Origin of the sequence: Anabaena sp. WFMT (assembly GCF_051781005.1) — a bacterium.
Lineage (GTDB): Bacteria > Cyanobacteriota > Cyanobacteriia > Cyanobacteriales > Nostocaceae > Anabaena.
In genome coordinates this window covers 1-16,776 of record NZ_JBPWOA010000001.1, presented here as the reverse complement: position 1 = coordinate 16,776, position 16,776 = coordinate 1, and the positions used below count along the sequence as shown (strand labels likewise).

General features: G+C 36.4%; 18 protein-coding genes. 13 read left to right on the top strand and 5 right to left on the bottom strand.

The features are described 5' to 3' along the window. Positions 1-2 precede the first annotated feature (2 nt). The 5 genes from ACSQ6I_RS00090 (at position 3) to ACSQ6I_RS00070 (ending at position 4,436) form a co-directional block, all read left to right on the top strand. Positions 3-347 carry a hypothetical protein gene (locus tag ACSQ6I_RS00090; RefSeq protein ID WP_438888210.1) on the top strand — a complete coding sequence of 115 codons (345 nt, stop codon included), beginning with the start codon at positions 3-5 and terminating at the stop codon, positions 345-347. Positions 348-352: 5 nt separating this feature from the next. After that, positions 353-1,831 carry an NB-ARC domain-containing protein gene (locus ACSQ6I_RS00085; RefSeq protein ID WP_438888172.1) on the top strand — a complete coding sequence of 493 codons (1,479 nt, stop codon included), beginning with the start codon at positions 353-355 and terminating at the stop codon, positions 1,829-1,831. A 74-nt stretch (positions 1,832-1,905) separates the two neighbouring features. Next, on the top strand, positions 1,906-2,817 hold the full coding sequence (locus ACSQ6I_RS00080) for a polysaccharide deacetylase family protein (RefSeq protein WP_438888171.1): 912 nt from the start codon (positions 1,906-1,908) through the stop codon (positions 2,815-2,817). 246 nt (positions 2,818-3,063) lie between these two features. Next, positions 3,064-4,164: a Gfo/Idh/MocA family protein gene (locus tag ACSQ6I_RS00075; protein ID WP_438888170.1), complete on the top strand. Its 1,101-nt coding sequence runs from the start codon at positions 3,064-3,066 to the stop codon at positions 4,162-4,164. A gap of 131 nt (positions 4,165-4,295) precedes the next feature. After that, a complete protein-coding gene (locus tag ACSQ6I_RS00070; RefSeq protein WP_438888169.1) occupies positions 4,296-4,436 on the top strand; it encodes a hypothetical protein in 141 nt (46 codons plus the stop codon). 90 nt (positions 4,437-4,526) lie between these two features. Here the strand turns inward: ACSQ6I_RS00070 and aroC are convergent, their stop codons facing one another. Continuing rightward, the gene (gene aroC, locus ACSQ6I_RS00065; RefSeq protein WP_438888168.1) at positions 4,527-5,615 is read right to left on the bottom strand and encodes a chorismate synthase; all 1,089 of its coding nucleotides are present in this window, start codon (positions 5,613-5,615) and stop codon (positions 4,527-4,529) included. 986 nt (positions 5,616-6,601) lie between these two features. Between aroC and ACSQ6I_RS00060 the strand changes: the two genes are divergently transcribed. The 3 genes from ACSQ6I_RS00060 (at position 6,602) to ACSQ6I_RS00050 (ending at position 9,134) form a co-directional block, all read left to right on the top strand. Continuing rightward, positions 6,602-7,018: a XisH family protein gene (locus ACSQ6I_RS00060; RefSeq protein ID WP_438888167.1), complete on the top strand. Its 417-nt coding sequence runs from the start codon at positions 6,602-6,604 to the stop codon at positions 7,016-7,018. Continuing rightward, entirely contained in the window at positions 7,006-7,341 is a 336-nt protein-coding gene (locus ACSQ6I_RS00055; protein WP_438888166.1) for a XisI protein, read from the top strand. The genes ACSQ6I_RS00060 and ACSQ6I_RS00055 overlap by 13 nt, the downstream gene beginning before the upstream one ends. A gap of 119 nt (positions 7,342-7,460) precedes the next feature. Then, entirely contained in the window at positions 7,461-9,134 is a 1,674-nt protein-coding gene (locus ACSQ6I_RS00050; protein WP_438888165.1) for a P-loop NTPase fold protein, read from the top strand. A gap of 27 nt (positions 9,135-9,161) precedes the next feature. Here ACSQ6I_RS00050 and ACSQ6I_RS00045 read toward each other — a convergent pair whose 3' ends face one another. From ACSQ6I_RS00045 to ACSQ6I_RS00035, 3 genes are all read right to left on the bottom strand, one after another. Further along, positions 9,162-10,355 carry an MFS transporter gene (locus tag ACSQ6I_RS00045; protein WP_438888164.1) on the bottom strand — a complete coding sequence of 398 codons (1,194 nt, stop codon included), beginning with the start codon at positions 10,353-10,355 and terminating at the stop codon, positions 9,162-9,164. Between the two features lie 57 nt (positions 10,356-10,412). Further along, positions 10,413-10,907: a hypothetical protein gene (locus tag ACSQ6I_RS00040; RefSeq protein ID WP_438888163.1), complete on the bottom strand. Its 495-nt coding sequence runs from the start codon at positions 10,905-10,907 to the stop codon at positions 10,413-10,415. A gap of 142 nt (positions 10,908-11,049) precedes the next feature. Beyond that, the gene (locus ACSQ6I_RS00035) at positions 11,050-11,763 is read right to left on the bottom strand and encodes a rubrerythrin family protein (protein ID WP_438888162.1); all 714 of its coding nucleotides are present in this window, start codon (positions 11,761-11,763) and stop codon (positions 11,050-11,052) included. A 591-nt stretch (positions 11,764-12,354) separates the two neighbouring features. On the opposite strand from ACSQ6I_RS00035, the gene ACSQ6I_RS00030 reads away from it, so the two are divergent. Genes ACSQ6I_RS00030 through ACSQ6I_RS00020 form a run of 3 tightly spaced genes read left to right on the top strand, consistent with a single transcriptional unit; the run spans position 12,355 to position 14,944 of the window. Then, positions 12,355-13,353, top strand: a complete 999-nt coding sequence (locus ACSQ6I_RS00030) for a GDP-mannose 4,6-dehydratase (protein ID WP_438888161.1) — start codon at positions 12,355-12,357, stop codon at positions 13,351-13,353. Further along, on the top strand, positions 13,343-14,521 hold the full coding sequence (locus tag ACSQ6I_RS00025) for a glycosyltransferase (protein ID WP_438888160.1): 1,179 nt from the start codon (positions 13,343-13,345) through the stop codon (positions 14,519-14,521). The genes ACSQ6I_RS00030 and ACSQ6I_RS00025 overlap by 11 nt, the downstream gene beginning before the upstream one ends. A 51-nt stretch (positions 14,522-14,572) precedes the next feature. Beyond that, positions 14,573-14,944, top strand: coding sequence for a hypothetical protein (locus tag ACSQ6I_RS00020; protein WP_438888159.1), 372 nt, complete (start codon positions 14,573-14,575; stop codon positions 14,942-14,944). 105 nt (positions 14,945-15,049) lie between these two features. Here ACSQ6I_RS00020 and ACSQ6I_RS00015 read toward each other — a convergent pair whose 3' ends face one another. Continuing rightward, positions 15,050-15,484: a hypothetical protein gene (locus ACSQ6I_RS00015; RefSeq protein WP_438888158.1), complete on the bottom strand. Its 435-nt coding sequence runs from the start codon at positions 15,482-15,484 to the stop codon at positions 15,050-15,052. 389 nt (positions 15,485-15,873) lie between these two features. On the opposite strand from ACSQ6I_RS00015, the gene ACSQ6I_RS00010 reads away from it, so the two are divergent. Continuing rightward, a complete protein-coding gene (locus ACSQ6I_RS00010; protein ID WP_438888157.1) occupies positions 15,874-16,218 on the top strand; it encodes a hypothetical protein in 345 nt (114 codons plus the stop codon). Between the two features lie 55 nt (positions 16,219-16,273). Next, positions 16,274-16,776 (top strand): RDD family protein (locus ACSQ6I_RS00005; RefSeq protein ID WP_438888156.1); only part of this gene is annotated, 503 nt, incomplete at its 3' end.

Sequence of the window (16,776 nt, the reverse complement as noted above, 5' to 3'; positions counted from 1 at the left end):
ATATGAATTTAAAGGATATCAAAGAAAAACTGTCACCAGTAATAAAATTAATATCTATAGTAGTTATAACAATTGCAATATGTTTAGAAATATGGGATATCCAAACATTAATAACTAACAATCATCTACCTATTGCCTTAAATCCGATTTTGATAATTGCTCGCTTTGCATTGTCGGCTCATTTCGTTGAAGCAATAATGGCCGCTTTTTATGCACCTGCTAAAAATCATAACCCAATCCAATATGGAGTTTATACTTTTTTTGTAGGCACAATTGGTTTGTTAGAATTGTTTGAAAATCATTCCCAGATTCCAGATGTATCTAAGAAATCAGAATCTGAACCATAAATGTTATGTCCAATTCTCTCAAAGCATCAACCACAGGATTAGAAATTGTCGATAAAGCCCGTCAACGTTTAGGATGGACTAAAACCAGCACTGCGCGTTGGTGGCAAGATGCCCATACTTCTAAAGCTACTTTACGACGGTTTTGGCAGGGCGATCGCATTCAGAAAGAAATCTTCATTGCTATCTGTCAAGCTGTGGGTATTAGTGAGTGGGAAACTATCTCAGATTCATCTGATATCCAATTAGATGTTACCACTCCGTTCATTGACTGGAATGAAGCACCTGATATTGAAAGTTTCTATGGCAGAAATGAGGAATTATCACAATTAGAGGAGTGGATTAATAATGGTTGTAAATTAATCAATATTGTGGGAATTGGGGGAATTGGGAAAACTTCTCTAGCATTGGCTATAGCAGACCGAATGCAATCTAAGTTTGATTGCTTAATTTGGAAATCCCTTTATAATATACCTTCGCTCATTTCTTTGCTCGATAATTTATTAAACAGTTTTAATCAATCTGCGGTTAATAATATTCAAAAAGATACTTTTAAATTAATAAGTTATCTACAACAACATCGTTGTTTATTAATTTTAGATGGATTGGATGCTGTTTTATCAAATTCAGAATTAACTAAATTTATTCAAGAATCAAGCCTTCACCGTCATCAAAGCTGTATCATTACGACTAGCCGGGAAAAACAAAATTCTCTGGAAGCTAATACAAAAACTGTTTGTAATCTCACATTAAATGGTTTAGCAAAAACCGAGGCTTTAAATTTATTCAAATCTAGAGGATTTACAGGTAAAGAATTGGGTTTATCGGCTTTAATTCAACTTTATCGTGGTAATCCTTTAGCAATGAAACTTGTAATTCCCTTGATTGAGTCTGTATTTGGTGGGAATGTGGCAGCGTTTATAAATCAAAATACCATAGTTGTGGGCGATCGCTTGCGTGTCATCCTCAAACAGCAATTTCAGCAGCTTTCCGGCTTAGAACAAGATATCCTGTACTGGTTAGCAATTTGGCAAGAACCCATCTCTTTCTGTCGATTGCAGACCCATTTGCTGCTATCCGTTGACCCTGCTATGGTATTAGAGGGCATTATGGCGTTAGAAAAGCGATCGCTCTTAGAAAAATGGAACAGTGAACAAGAACCCGCATTTACACTGCAACCGTTGGTAATGAAAGTGGCAACTGATGAGTTAGTGGAAAATGCTGTTCAGGAGATTCGTCAGGTTGTGCGGACTAATGACATACATTATTTTCAGATATTGCGGACGCATTGGTTACTGCGACCGGGTACAGACGATATTGCAGGCGATCGCATTTTAAATCAACTGTGTGAAAAATTATACCCTGTATATGGTGCGACTCTGCCACAAATTCTCAATCAAATTTTGCCACTTTTACAAAATCAATCTCCTTTAGCAATTGCTTACATCGCTTGCAATATCTCAGCATTGATTAATCGAAATAATTAATTGCAAATTAGATGCAGTTTCTTATTAAGTTCATGCTGACCACTAATGTTAATTAAAAGGTAATTTTTTTTTAAATGGACGAAGGTAATAATAATCAAGTTAGCAATTCTTCAAAAAAAACAAAATTCCCGATTACCATATTTTTGTTAATGGCAATAATTTTTCCATTGCTTAAATTAGGATCTAATCCACCCACAATTCCGATTTTGGGTTTTCATGGTATTGTGAAATCTCAAAATAATCTTCGTCAATCTTCCAACTTAGAGATGGATTATAAACAGCAAGAGATAGAGAAATTATTAGAGTATTTAGTTACTCAAGATTATTGGTTTTTAACTACTCAAGACTTGTATGATTTTTTTCTTACTAAATCTAAAGAAATACCTTATGAGCATCGAAATAAAAAAATGATTATGTTGACTTTTGATGATGGCTATAAGACAGTATATACAAATTTGTTACCTATTTTATCTAAGCTAGAAAAAAAATATGGTCAGAAAATTAAAGTGGTTTTATTTATCAGTCCTGGTACATTAGCTAATAATGATGGCATACCTGCAACCCATTTGAGGTGTCAGGAATTAAGAAAAGGTTGGCAACAAGGATTTTTTGATATTCAATCTCATGGAAATAATCATCAGAATTTAACTGAGATTTCTCAGCCACAGGTAATTAGCGAACTATTATTAGCTAGAATTAAACTGAGAAAATGTCTAGATGATTTAGATCCAGAACAAAAAGTAGCCTCCCATATTGCTTATCCTTATGGTGCTTATAATAAACAGGTAGAAAAGTATGTCACCAAGTATTATTTATCTGGTTATCTATATAATGATAAATTACTCAATTATACTTGTTTAAAAGATAATTACAGAATACCAAGATTAATGGTTAATCGAACAAAATCTAGTCAAGAATTGATAGGAATAATTCAAAGATTTTCAACTGATCCTCAACAAAGTTTGAAAAAAGATATTTGTAAATAATACCAACTTTATGTGAGGCTGCACATAATCCTGAAATTCATTGATTGATCCATCTTTATCTGTGTTTATCTGCGGTCATCTGTGTCCAATTATTCTTGCCTGGAGGGTTGGAAATGACGAACTTTAACTTACTGAATATGAAAACAGCTATAATTATTTCTTAAACTCAGTCAATCTTGACTAGGTAATGTATAGTTATGATAATCTGAAAATTACGGTTTTGCAAAAATTAACTTTTAACTATTTATGATTGGTGTTGCAGTTGTCGGTACTGGATTCGGTCAAAAAGTGCATATTCCCGCATTTCAATCCCATCACAAAACAGAGATAGTTGCTATTTATCATCGAGATATTAATAAAGCTCAATCTATCGCTACAACAAATAATATTCCCCACGCTAGTGATAATTTAACAGAAATTCTTGCGTTGCCAGAAGTCCAAGCAGTCAGCATTTCTACACCGCCATTTCTACATTATGAAATGGCCAAACAAGTCCTGCAATCTGGCAAACATCTTTTATTAGAAAAACCTACAACTTTAAATGTAACTGAAGCTAAAGAACTATACTATTTAGCTAAAAATAAAGGTGTGATTGCAACTGTAGATTTTGAATTTCGCTTTGTTCCCGGATGGCAATTTTTTGCTCAACTTTTATCATCAGGCTATGTTGGTGATTTACGCTTAATTAAAATTGACTGGTTGGGTGCTTCTCGCGCTGATGTTTCTCGTCCTTGGAATTGGTCTTCTAATCAAGAACAAGGTGGTGGTGCATTAGGATCTTTAGGTTCCCATGCTTTTGATTATATTAATTGGTTATTTGGCCCTGTTCACAAATTAAATGCATATTTGAGTACAGCTATTCCCGAAAGAAGTGATCCGGTAAATGGAAAATTAAAGCCAGTGAATACAGATGATACTTGTATGTTATCTCTGGAATTAGCAAATGGTACACCTTGCCAGGTTGCGATTAGTGCAGTTGTTCATGCACCCAGAACTCATCGGGTAGAGGTGTATGGAGATAAGGGTACATTGATTTTAGGTAGCGACAACCAAAAAGATTATATTCACGATTTTCGTGTTTGGGGTTCTCAAATTGGTCAACCTTTAACAGAAATAGAAATTCCTCAACAATTGCTGTTTCCACAATATTATGTTGATGGTCGCATTTGTGCTTTTCTTCGTGTTGTGGATGAATGGATAAAAGGAATTGAAACTAAACAAGAGATTACACCATCTTTGCGTGAGGGGGTTTATTCTCAATTATTAATGGATTTATCTCATCAATCTCATGAGTTGAAAACCTGGGTAAATGTGCCAAATTTAGCAACTTTTTTAAATGATGTTTGAAAATTTTAGGTGAATATACAGCGGATTTCGCTATCAGGAGGTACTTACATAGCGGGCAAGACTTGTACTGAGCTAGTCGAAGTATGCCCGCACCACAAGAGTTTCATTATTCAAGTTTGTATCTCATTTAAATGAAATCCGCTGTATCAGATGCCAAAAATCTATTAATTGTTACCGAATTTTGGAGTCTGACGCACCAGCAAAAGACATTAGAGATAGGAGTGGAAAAGGATGTAGAGACGTTTCAGGAAATGTCTCTACAAGGATTATAAGAAATGCACATTTAATTTTCACGCTCTTGTCTATTAAATGTGACACTTGTTTAAAGTGCGATCGCTCTACCCCTAACTTATCAGTCCCCTCTACAATACCTTACACTGCCCATAATGCCGTAACAGATGGTCACACAACACCAAAGCCACCATCGCGTCAACCATTGGTACAGCACGGGGTAAAACGCAAGGATCATGTCTTCCCTTGGCTGCCAAAAGTGTTTCTTCTCCTTCACGAGTCACCGTTTTTTGCTCTTTTCTAATAGTTGCAGTTGGTTTAAATGCAACTCGCAAAATGATATTTTCGCCGTTAGAAATTCCCCCTTGAATCCCCCCAGAACGGTTGGTTACGGTGCGAATTTCGCCATTTTCATCAATGTAAAATTCGTCATTATGCTCAAAACCAGTTAACAAAGTTCCCGTAAAACCAGAACCAATTTCAAAACCTTTACTTGCAGGCAGAGACATCACAGCTTTTGCTAAATCTGCTTCCAATTTATCAAAAACCGGCTCACCTAAACCCTTGGGAACATTCCGCACCACGCATTCAACTACCCCACCGATGGAATTACCATCTCTACCAGTTTGCTCAATTAATTCAATCATGCGGTTGGCAATTTCGCCATCTGGACAGCGGACAATGTTACTTTCTACCTGTTCTAAAGTTACAGTATCAGTATCAATTACGCTTTCTAAATCTTTAATACACTTAACATAGGCGATAACTTCCACATTTGCGACTTGACGAAGAATCTTTTTAGCGATCGCACCAGCAGCAACTCTCCCTATTGTCTCACGGGCTGACGACCTGCCACCGCCTTGCCAATTTCTCAATCCATATTTTGCATCATAGGTAGCATCTGCGTGGGAAGGGCGATATTTCTGCTCCATCTCATCATAATCTTGGGAACGAGCATCTTTATTCCTCACCAAAATTGAAATTGGCGTTCCCAGGGTTTTCCCCTCAAACACCCCAGATAGAATCTCACAGGTGTCCGCTTCCTTGCGAGGAGTGGTTATTTTGCTTTGTCCCGGCCTTCTTCTATCTAACTCAAATTGAATTTCCTCAGCCGAAATTTCTAGTTGTGGCGGACAACCATCAATAATAACGCCCACACCGCCGCCGTGAGATTCGCCAAAAGTCGTAATTCGGAAAAGATGACCAAAAGTGCTGCCCATGATGTTGAGGAAATACAGTCTGGAATCTGTATTTTACATGGAGTTGGGGGTTTTGCTGAATTTCACTCTTAATCCAGGCTCGTCAATATTCTCAATCCGCTTAATCTAATTATTGTATAATTAAACACTTTATTTAGTCCAACTTTCAGCCTAAAGGTACTATCAACATCCACATACTTCTATATCAAGCGATCGCATAGCAAACTGTTGAGTTAACCATTTCAATTCGATAATCAAGACTTTTAGAAAACTGTTTATAGATTAAGGAAGGGTTTCACCCCTCATAGCTAAAACCTTATTTTAACAGGATTAACTTGCTTTAAAATAGCTTTTAGGCAAATAAATAAAGGGGGTTAAATTCCACTGAAATCAAGTCAGAATAGGGATAAGGGGTGTGACCCCCTATTAATTTACAAACAATCTCTTTCTAGCCATCCGGAAAATTTACAAGAAATTTATCTACTAATTTTATGTTGCATTAACAGAAATATAGGTGGTTAAATGTTAGCAATGAACAATATAAAAATTTTAAAAAAATGCCAATTTGGCAACCACCTTCTCATGAACCAAGTTAAATTGTATTAGACAAACGAAAGCAAGGCAGTTGAGAAGAAGTTCAACAAATTAGCAAATGACTCTTGTGAAGTTTGTCAGACAACTAAATAGAATTAGCGTTTGCTGCAATAGGAATACTCACTGAGTAGAGGCGTTATCGTTAATCTGTAAATTACCCCCCTAAGTGACGATTAGCGTTATGTGTATATTCCTGAATCGCTTCAGCAGCAAATAGTAGAGTGGGAGTGAAAGGCGCTTGATAATGCCTCCTCCCACTCTCTTTTTTGGGGGTATATTTCGCGCATAGACACCTGGAGGTTGGCTTCCCGCTTTCTGAGACGCATAGACAGATTTTTTTGATAACTGCAAATAAACAAGTTACTTAAGCTACAGGGGGGTTTAAGATAAAATTAGAGATTTTGTGAGCATAAATGGCTGCTAAAGACTTATTCCATGATGCTGTTAAAAAAGCACTTTTGAAAGAACAGTGGGTGATTACAGCAGATCCCCTTAAAATTAGAATTGAGGGTGTAAAGTTTGAGATTGACTTAGCAGCTGATAAAGTTTTTGCAGCTGATAAAGCAGGATTAAAAATTGCAGTTGAAATCAAAAGCTTTCTTAATAGCTCTGTTATTACTGATTTTCACGCAGCATTAGGGCAGTTTTTGAACTATCGCCTCGCACTACAAATGAAAGAATCTGATAGAATACTGTATTTAGCAGTTCCCTCAGATACGTTTGAATCTTTTTTTCAAGAGCTATTTATTCAGGAAGCTATCAAGCTTTATCAAGTGAAGTTAATCATCCATGATCAATTTCAGGAGATAATTGTCAAATGGAAAGATTAGAGCATTATCGTCAAATTATCCGCCAAGTATTAATTTCTCATGCTACTTTTGAAAGTGGTGATTCAGATATTGAATGTCAGCTTGTATTTGATACAGAAAATGATCATTACCAGATTTTAGATATTGGTTGGGAGGGAATGAAACGAGTTTACAACTGTTACATCCATTTAGATATTAAAGATGGCAAGATTTGGATTCAGCGCAATATGACAGATGTAGATATTGCACAAGAATTAGTCGAAATGGGTGTAGCAAAGGAGGATATCGTTTTAGGTTTGCATCCGCCATATAAGAGACAGTATACAGGTTATGGTGTAGCTTAGGATGTGATGTAAACTTACTACTACGGTGATTAAAGACACTTGACATCAACGCTTCTAAGATAGGAGAATTAACGTATTACTAATGAGTCTACTTTTATCATTGGAGTCTAGAAGCAGTTATGTCTGAAAATACAAATACAGCAAAATCTGGAGTTAGTCGAGAAAAAGTAGAAAGCATTATCAATAATTTCTTAGAGAATAAGAAAAATTATAAAGTTTTAGCTCTCAAGGGACAGTGGGGTGTTGGTAAAACTTATCTATTACAGAATATTTTATCTAAACATAAAGAAGATAAAGAAGAATTTCATTATTATGCTTCTGTTTTTGGTATTTCTTCAATTGAACAACTGAAAGCAAGGTTATTAGCAAATTACAAAGATAATCCAGAGACGAATAATCAAGATTCTAAAATAACAAAAGTCAATGATTTTAATAAATTTCTAGCTATTGCTGTTGAATGGTTAAATCGTAACTACGAAAGAATTAAGGGAACTCCAAAAATAGATGTAGCATTAGCAGGACTACCTTCTATCCCAGTGGTAGGATCATTAATTTCTGTGGCTGGAGACTTGGGACTTAATCTATTGTTTAATTTAAAAGCCAAAGAGTCGATTATATGTATTGATGATCTTGAAAGAAAGTCTAGTAATCTTAATTTAGATGAGTTACTTGGATTTGTTGAGTATTTAGTTCAAGAATTAGAATGTCAAATTATTCTCATTTATAATGAAGATTCTCTCTTGGAAGACGAAAAATCGAAAAAGGCTTTGCAAGATTATCGAGAAAAAGTTATTGATATTGAAGTTGAGCTAAATCCAACAGTAAAAGAAAACTTAGATTTTATTTTTAATAATCATCCTGACAAAGAGGTGATTGAATCAGTTTTTATAAATACTGGTACAAATAATATTCGTGTTTTACGCAAAACTAAATGGGTTATAGATAAACTTATTCCCTTAATGTCAGGTTGGGAGGATAGTCTACGTAATCAAGTCATAAAAAATACAATAGTTATTAGTTTGACAAAACTTGACAGTAAATTTTCTAAAGAGTTTTTTCTCGAAATCAATACAATTGATAAACAGATAATTGATCTGATACAAACATCATTATTTAACGAACAAGCGTTTATTCAAGAATGCAATATTCTTAATGAAAGAGAAAAAAAGAGCCATATTATTGAAAAATTTAGTAGTCTTTATGAGCCATATTCCAGTTCATTTGGAGCTTCAGAACAGGAAATAGGTGAAAAAATCATTCAATTTCTTGAAAAACATTATCTCGATTTACCTATTGACAAATTTGAACAACTTGCCAACTTAGCATCATCTGTTGGAATTTATGATGAATATAATGATTACAAGAAAATATTTTTTACAAACTTAATCAATAATGAATCTGATCTAAATTTATTGAATTTATTAAAACATAAAATTAGTCAATTTCCTGATTTACTTGAAAAATTAGAATCAATAATAGCATCATTAGAAGAATCAAAAGATATTACTGTAGTATTAAGTACGATTCTCAAAAATAGCGGCTGGAAAAATGAAGATATTCAATTTCTCGATAACCGCACTGTCGATGAATATTATAAATGGCTTCAAAAAGGTCATCCTGACTTAGTTAAGATGGTAAGAGAATGCCTTCAAATAAGTAATATTAGTGCATCTCAAAAATTAAGAGAAGCTATTGTCAAATTGGCTAAAGAAAGTAAACTTAATGAAATGAGAGCTAAGTTTATTTATAACATAGATATAGATGATGCTAACCTTCCTAATATTTCCAACTGATTCTCAATAAATAATTCACCTAACTCTTCACTCACAAGTCAAATACTTAAACAGGAAAAATATCAAAATTGCAAAACCCACTGCTGCAAAAAACACGCTATTAATTCCCCCAAAACCAAACGCAACACCCATTAACAAAGGACCCAGAGTTTGTCCTAAACCCAAAAATGTCCCATTCACTGATACAACCGTTGCTAAATATTCTTTTGGTGCTAACTCCGCTAACAAAGTTTGAATGCTAGGAAACCCAATTCCTAAACCAATACCAAATATAGTTGTCGGGATTAATAGTAACCAAATACTTGAAACAAAGGGCACAATTACCATTGCCAAAGCATACAAAATATAAGATGCTTTAATTAAATTTGTTGGTTGATATCTTCTCGCTAATCTCCCTAACTGAGAAGATGTAATTGTAATTGCTACAGACACACTCGAAAGTATTAAGCCAATAGTGGCAGGTGGTTCTTTAAATGTATCACTAATTAATTGTGGTAAATAGGTGACATAAGCACCATAAAGAAGTACAAAATTAGATGCACTGGCAATAAATAAACCAAATAATTGCCGATTTTTGATTATTATTCCCGCATTACTCAAATATTCTTGTAGGTTGCGTTGATTCTTCGATTCTGGATTCTTCAAAGCAAACAACACCAGCAAACCTACAGGAATCGCTATCACAGGCAACATAAAAGGATAATACCATCCCAATGTCGCTAATGCACCACCAATTAACGGATAACTTGCAGTACCAACACTGCTAAAACTGGCATTGTATCCCATTGCGGCAGCACGTCTATCTCCTTTATATAAATCACCAATTAAAGTAATACTTAAAGACAATAAAGAAGCTGCACCAATTCCTTGCAATAAACGTAAAAATAACAATAAATTAAAATCACGAGCAAAAGCACAAGCTGTACCAGCAATTCCAAATAAAAATAGAGAAGGGGTAATAATTATTTTTCTACCCCATCTATCGGCTAATACTCCAATAACAGGCCCTAAAATCAAGGCAGGTAATGTAAATACTGTAATTAATAAACCTAGATTTTTGGGGTTGATATTTAAAGATTTAGCTAAATAAGGGAATGCTGGAGTAACGCTAGAAACTCCAATCACAGCAATCATCGTAACTATACAAATAATCTGAAAATTCAACTCTTGATAAACTGGTTTAAGGTCTTCAAATTGTTCTTGTTCTTCTGATGAACTCATAATTATGCACCTCTCGATATTTAATTAAAACCCCATATTATTAGTGGATGAATAACCTTATGTATTTGCTTTTAGAAACAAAATGTAATCAACTATTTTTTGCTTGTTACTAAAAAGAGTAGTGTCATAATAAGTCAGGCGATGATGTTCACCAGAATATAAAATAAAAGTAATCCAATATAACTGACTATTAATTTGAATCTTTTTGCCAAACCTGCTTTTAGTAGTCAAAGAAGAACTGCGCGAGTTAACTTTTACTGTTTCAATTTCAGAAAGTGATAGTTCAATAACTCCCTGAGCAAATATATTTCTTTGTTTCAAAGTAATTCGACCCAGTGCTGAATTGAAATTGCAAGTTAGTACTTCATAACAATTATCAATATCTAAAAATAAAATACTAATAAATGCACCCACTAATAAATAAAAACAAAGCATTGTCCAGCCACCAAAAATAGATAAAAGTATTCCCAAACTGGGCGTAAAAGAATGATAAAGTATATCTTGCCGAGAATATTCTTCAATTCTGTAAATTCTTTTTATTTTTGGCAGCATATTTATTTCTCTCTTCAGCAATATCGCCTAGCTAGTAGAAAGAGAAATAAAATCCCCCTTCCGTATTTTAGACATTATAAAGGAAGAGGGATCAGGCTAGGATTTTTTGAAATTCAATAGAAGAACTCAATTCAGTTCTGTCTTAAGCAGCAACTTTTTCTTCAAGAGGTTTAAAAGTCTTTTTAGTAGCACCGCAAATAGGACAACTCCAATCATCAGGAATTGCTGCAAACGGTGTACCAGGTGCAATTCCTGAATCAGGATCACCAGTAATGGGATCATAAATCATGCTGCATTGTCTACAAATCCATTTCTGAGTAGCAGGATCTTCTCCTGCTACTTTGGTTACAGCTTGTCCTCCATTTAATACTTCTAAAGCTTCAGAGTAGCGATCTGCATGGTGATTTTCAATGAATTTGAGCAAACCAAAACGGTGTGCTGCGGTGCGGAATGTGTTGGCGTGTTCGCTAGATTCTTGTGCTTGTTTAAGAAATTCTTCAGCTGCGGGGTTATCTCTATCGCTTTGAGCAGCAGCAGCAAAATCAGGATACATTGTAGTGTATTCGTAGGTTTCACCTTCAATTGCTAAAGACAAACAGCGAGAGATAATTTCCTTTTTTTGTTCTTCAGTTAAACTTGCTGCATCTTTAACAACTAGTTCTGGATGTAATAACTCAAAATGAGCAAAAGCGTGTTCAGTTTCTTGATCTGCTGTTTCCTTAAAAAGTTTGGCTAAGTCTGAAAAACCCAGTTGACGCGCTACGTTAGCAAAAAACAGGTATTTGCGATTTGCCATCGATTCACCACCGAAGGCAGATTCTAAGTTTTGGAGTGTAGTAAAGTTTGACAAATCCATAATTATTTGTACGTGCCTGCGAAGTGATATTTCTGGAAAAAACAGATTTTCAAACTAGGGTAGATGAGGCTATATCTAGTATATTTAGACAGGTTTGATGCAACCAGCCTCAGCCCTTATTTAATTACCCGGTTTCTTAACTGTTCTAAACAATTATAAAACCGAAAATGGTGATTAGGGTATTGATTTTTTGCTGAAATTTATGCTTTCTTTGTGAAGATTCTCAGCTTTTAGTAAGGGATAATCTGTATATCCTATGGCATCTGGAGCGGAAAATGTCTTCGGATCTAGGGTATTCAATTCGGCGTTAATTTGCAACTGTTTTGGTAAATATGTAATTAAAGATCAAGAGCTTGCCAAAAGATACTAAATCTGCATTACTATTGGTGACAATGCGATCGCGTTTGCGGAACGTCTGCTTCAGCTGAAACACTCCGTAGTAATCGCTCTTAATGGCATCATACTTACCATTAGTGATGTAACTTCATTCATGGCAAAATTCTGCACCTCACGGGTAGCTAAATCAACTACATTATATACTGGATACATAATTTTAGTAGACTAAAACTGTCATAATCAAAAAGTATATCTATGACAAAGACAGCCCTAATTACAGGCATTACAGGTCAAGATGGTTACTATCTCAGCCATTTGCTCCTCAATCAAAATTACAGGGTTGTGGGTTTGGTATCTCCACACCGACAAGCCAACTTGTCAAAACTGGGAGACTTGGCAGACAAAGTAAAAATTTACACCGTTGATTCTAGAGATAGTGCGGCCTTATTAACCGCTGTCGAACAATTACAGCCCCACGAAATTTACAATTTAGCAGCACCTAGCTTTGTTCCTGATTCTTGGCATGATCCTCTAGGAACTCTGGATCTAATCACAGGTACTGCTACTAGATTGTTAGATGCAATTAGACAAGTTGGTCTATCTACACGTTTTTATCAAGCTAGTAGTTCAGAAATGTTTGGGGATGTTGATGTTGCTCCTCAAGATGAAGAAACTCCTTTTCGTCCTAAAAATCCCTATGCAGCAGCAAAATTACACGCTCACTGGACTATGGTACATCACCGACAGCGTTATGGCATATTTGCTTGTAGTGGTATTTTGTATAACCATGAATCTCCTCTGCGTCCTCCTCAGTTTGTCACACGCAAGGTTTCTTTAGCAGTCGCATCAATTAAATTGGGTTTAGCCAAAACTTTAGAAATGGGTAACTTGGATGCCAAACGTGATTGGGGTTTTGCTGGAGATCATGTGGAAGCAATGTGGCGAATGCTACAGGTAGATGAGCCAGAAGAATATGTAATTGGTACAGGTAAACTCCACAGTGTTAGAGAATTAATCGCCACAGCTTTTGATTGTGTGGGACTAGACTGGCAAAAATACGTAGTTACTAATACCAATTTATTACGAGCAGATGAACATTTTCAACTTGTTGCTAACCCCAATAAAGCTAAAAATAATCTTGGCTGGGAACCTAAAGTTAGTTTTGAGCAACTTTTAGAGAGAATGGTAAATACTGATTTGGATAAATTGCAAAGTGGTAGAGTGTCACCAGAAATATCCCAAAATGCTAATTAATCAAGTGACAGATAATTTAAAGCCTGGTGAGAAATTGAGTAGTAAAGCCAATCATGTATTCGTATTCTTAGAAATTTTTACCCTTGAAGGTGGTATTCAATCCTATGTTAAAGATATTTTTAACGCCTATTTGGGATTAAACCAAACCTGTAAAGCAGAAGTTTTTTTATTACGTGATAGTGATGATTGTGTAAATCCTTTTGCATCAGAAAATTTAAAATTTCATTATTTCCAAAGTGATTTGCCCCCAGTAGGAAGAATCAAATTTACCTTGGCGTTACTTCGTTATCTCTTGCAAAAAAGACCGCAACACGTTTTTTGTGGTCACATTAAATTGGCGGTACTGATAAAAACTTTATGTCAACCTTTGGGGATTCCCTATACTGTACTCACTTATGGGAAGGAAGTCTGGGAACCGCTCAAAAATCAAGAACGAAGTGCTTTAGCTTCCTCTGCGGCAATTTGGACAATTAGCCGCTACAGTCGAGATTGTGCTTGTGCTGCTAATGATATCAATCCTGATCAGGTAAAGATGTTACCTTGTGCTATTGATGGGGATAAATTTACTCCTGGTATCAAAGCACCAGAATTAGTTGAGAAGTACGGTTTAAATAATGCCAAAGTGTTGATGACAGTGGCACGGTTGTGGTCTGGGGATATTTACAAGGGTGTGGATGTCACAATTAGAGCATTACCGCAAATTATGCAGGTGTTTCCAGAGGTAAAATATTTGGTAATTGGTCGTGGTGATGATCAACCGCGATTAGCTGAGTTAGCAAAAGAGTTAGGTGTGAGCGATCGCGTGATTTTTGCCGGTTTTGTCGCTACAGAAGCATTAATGTTACACTATCGTCTAGCGGATGCCTACATTATGCCCTCTCAAGAAGGCTTTGGTATAGTTTATCTAGAAGCAATGGCTTGTGGTATACCAGTGCTATCTGGTGATAATGATGGCTCGGCTGACCCCTTACAAGATGGTAAACTAGGATGGCGAGTACCACACCGTAACCCCGATGCCGTAGCAGCAGCTTGTATAGAAATTCTCCAAGGTCAGGATCAACGTTGTGATGGTGAATGGTTACGAGAACAGGCGATCGCTATTTTTGGCATAGAAGCCTTTCAACAACGCCTACAACAAATGCTTCTCTCCCCATCGCCACTAAACTAATGACCCTTAACTAATGACTAAGATAGAGTGATAGTAAAACAAATTTGAGAAATGCGCCCTAATAACTTGCAATTGAATCTTGAAAAACTCCGTCCTTGGCTCACTTTGTTAGCTATAACCTGGTTATTAGCATCATTAGGCTTAGGCTGGTTAGTTAATTCCCTGCTAATTATTTTTGGGCTGTTGTTAGTCACACCAGTTGTCGCCTTTTTCGGATTTCGCTGGTGGCTACAACGCAATTTGGTTGCTGGCCAGTGTCCCGTCTGCGAATTTGAATTAACAGGTTTAAATAACAGCAAATTACAGTGTCCAAATTGTGGAGAACAGCTATCAATCCAAAATAGTCAATTCAGCCGCTTCGCACCAGAAGGCACAATTGATATCACAGCCATTGAAGTCACAGCCAAATCACTAGAAGATTAAAATAATTCGTAACGGTGTGAGTGCTGAGTGCTGAGTACCGAGTAGTGAGTACTTACTAGCATTCATCATTCTGCCCTCTGACTCCTGACTCCTGCCTCCTGCCTTCTAGTTCCGTTTTTGTGAAATCGAGAGGGCATAAGGGTGCTGTTCTGGGGATAAATCACCTATATAGAGCAAATATTGCCCAGCCTGCCAGAAACCTGCAAGTTCTGGTTTATTATTTTCAGAGTAACTATCTGCCAATACACAAAATTTACCACCGGGACCATCAATGAATAGCGTGGGCTTTCCCTGACTCTCAACGGTTAATCGCAAATAAGGTAGTGATTCTTTAACTTGAATAACTTGACTTGGTTTAGTGGTAATATTTCCGCAGTTACTTTTAACTGTTCCCCCTGACATACCATTGACAACCATCGGGTCTGACTGGGGTTTGTTATTAACTTGAATTACTGGAGTTTGGGCTAAATTAGCTTGGTTAAATACCAAACACATTGCCAAAGTTGTGGAAACAAGAGTCAATAGCTTTAAGGTTTTCATTTTAGTTAATGCTCCTGACTGTTAATAGAGCAATATCTTTATATATATTCTGGACTACTTGACGCAGACAAACCGTTTTTGTTCCCAAATGTAATGTATAAATTTTTATTCTGAAATTTAACTACTTTGTGACTAAATATTAAAATATCCTGAAATGAACGGGGAAAGGCAGAAAAATTCTACTGAATACTCAAGCACTAATCATCTTGATCCCCCTCAATAATGGCTAGTCAACAGCAACCTTTAGCAACTCACGGGTAATAGATTATTTTCCCTACCTACAAAGGTGTTGCACACATAGATATTAGTTAAAATCACTAAGACAACCGCCAAATAAAGGATTTAGTTGGTTGTAAAACCAGAGTATCCTAGCTGAGGTAAAAAAAATCATGAATCCTCAACCCGAAGAAGAGTTGCAACGTCGCCTCCAAAAACTAGAGGCTGAGATTAATTCATTTTCCCCAACCCAGTCTCAACCAGAGGGAGAAAAACAGACACCGACCTCTGGGTTTGCCAAATTCAACTTATATCTAGAGCGATCGCGCTTTTGGTTCCAAGGTTTATCGGGGATGAAAAAGCTGGCCGTTGGGGGAGCAGTGATGGTATTGGGATTATTGATGTTACAAACAGTGTTTAAACTCGTAACATCTGTAATTAGTCTGGCACTGTTAGCGGTATTAGTGTATCTTGGATACAAATTTTTTGTGTCTAATAGCTTTCAACGTAAGCAATAGCCTATTTTAACCGCGCCGAGATTGGCGTAAACATAAAGTCAAAGGGAATTATATAATGGCGACCCCAACTGTCGGGACAAATATTCATCAATCTAGCCAGTCCAAAAAACCAGAAAAAGCTCATTCCCTGCCCTTAGGAACAAGGCGCTTGGCCGCTTGGGCAGTGGAAATCACATTAGTAGTTGCCAGTGGGTTAGTTCCCTTTGGACTAGGCGTTTATGCCAATTCTCGCAGCGATCTCAACCGAGTACCTCTCAACCCAGTGTTGGTACTCACAGAAAGAGCGATCGCACGACCACTAGCCCTACCCGTTAGTTATGGTATTCGTAACGTTGCCAGCCCGACTAATTTCTTGTGGACAGTTGCCCTATTAGCACCAATCACCCTCTCGTGGTGGCAATTGTATTTACTAGGTAAAACCGGCAGCACCATTCCCAAACGTTGGTTTGGTGTACGGGTAGTTAATGACGAAGGTACAGCCCCTGGTTTAGGCGCAGTTGTCGTCCGTGAAGGTCTAGGACGGTGGACAGCACCAGTTTCTATCGCCTATCTGCTGTG

Bases quoted from the DNA above. Each gene is read 5' to 3' on its own strand.
- ACSQ6I_RS00015 (WP_438888158.1), bottom strand. From the start codon at position 15,484: ATGAAAACCTTAAAGCTATTGACTCTTGTTTCCACAACTTTGGCAATG.
- ACSQ6I_RS00020 (WP_438888159.1), top strand. From the start codon at position 14,573: ATGCGCCCTAATAACTTGCAATTGAATCTTGAAAAACTCCGTCCTTGG.
- ACSQ6I_RS00055 (WP_438888166.1), top strand. From the start codon at position 7,006: ATGGAAAGATTAGAGCATTATCGTCAAATTATCCGCCAAGTATTAATT.
- ACSQ6I_RS00085 (WP_438888172.1), top strand. From the start codon at position 353: ATGTCCAATTCTCTCAAAGCATCAACCACAGGATTAGAAATTGTCGAT.
- ACSQ6I_RS00010 (WP_438888157.1), top strand. From the start codon at position 15,874: ATGAATCCTCAACCCGAAGAAGAGTTGCAACGTCGCCTCCAAAAACTA.
- ACSQ6I_RS00075 (WP_438888170.1), top strand. From the start codon at position 3,064: ATGATTGGTGTTGCAGTTGTCGGTACTGGATTCGGTCAAAAAGTGCAT.
- ACSQ6I_RS00080 (WP_438888171.1), top strand. From the start codon at position 1,906: ATGGACGAAGGTAATAATAATCAAGTTAGCAATTCTTCAAAAAAAACA.
- ACSQ6I_RS00050 (WP_438888165.1), top strand. From the start codon at position 7,461: ATGTCTGAAAATACAAATACAGCAAAATCTGGAGTTAGTCGAGAAAAA.
- aroC (WP_438888168.1), bottom strand. From the start codon at position 5,615: ATGGGCAGCACTTTTGGTCATCTTTTCCGAATTACGACTTTTGGCGAA.
- ACSQ6I_RS00090 (WP_438888210.1), top strand. From the start codon at position 3: ATGAATTTAAAGGATATCAAAGAAAAACTGTCACCAGTAATAAAATTA.
- ACSQ6I_RS00025 (WP_438888160.1), top strand. From the start codon at position 13,343: ATGCTAATTAATCAAGTGACAGATAATTTAAAGCCTGGTGAGAAATTG.
- ACSQ6I_RS00070 (WP_438888169.1), top strand. From the start codon at position 4,296: ATGAAATCCGCTGTATCAGATGCCAAAAATCTATTAATTGTTACCGAA.
- ACSQ6I_RS00035 (WP_438888162.1), bottom strand. From the start codon at position 11,763: ATGGATTTGTCAAACTTTACTACACTCCAAAACTTAGAATCTGCCTTC.
- ACSQ6I_RS00040 (WP_438888163.1), bottom strand. From the start codon at position 10,907: ATGCTGCCAAAAATAAAAAGAATTTACAGAATTGAAGAATATTCTCGG.
- ACSQ6I_RS00030 (WP_438888161.1), top strand. From the start codon at position 12,355: ATGACAAAGACAGCCCTAATTACAGGCATTACAGGTCAAGATGGTTAC.
- ACSQ6I_RS00060 (WP_438888167.1), top strand. From the start codon at position 6,602: ATGGCTGCTAAAGACTTATTCCATGATGCTGTTAAAAAAGCACTTTTG.
- ACSQ6I_RS00045 (WP_438888164.1), bottom strand. From the start codon at position 10,355: ATGAGTTCATCAGAAGAACAAGAACAATTTGAAGACCTTAAACCAGTT.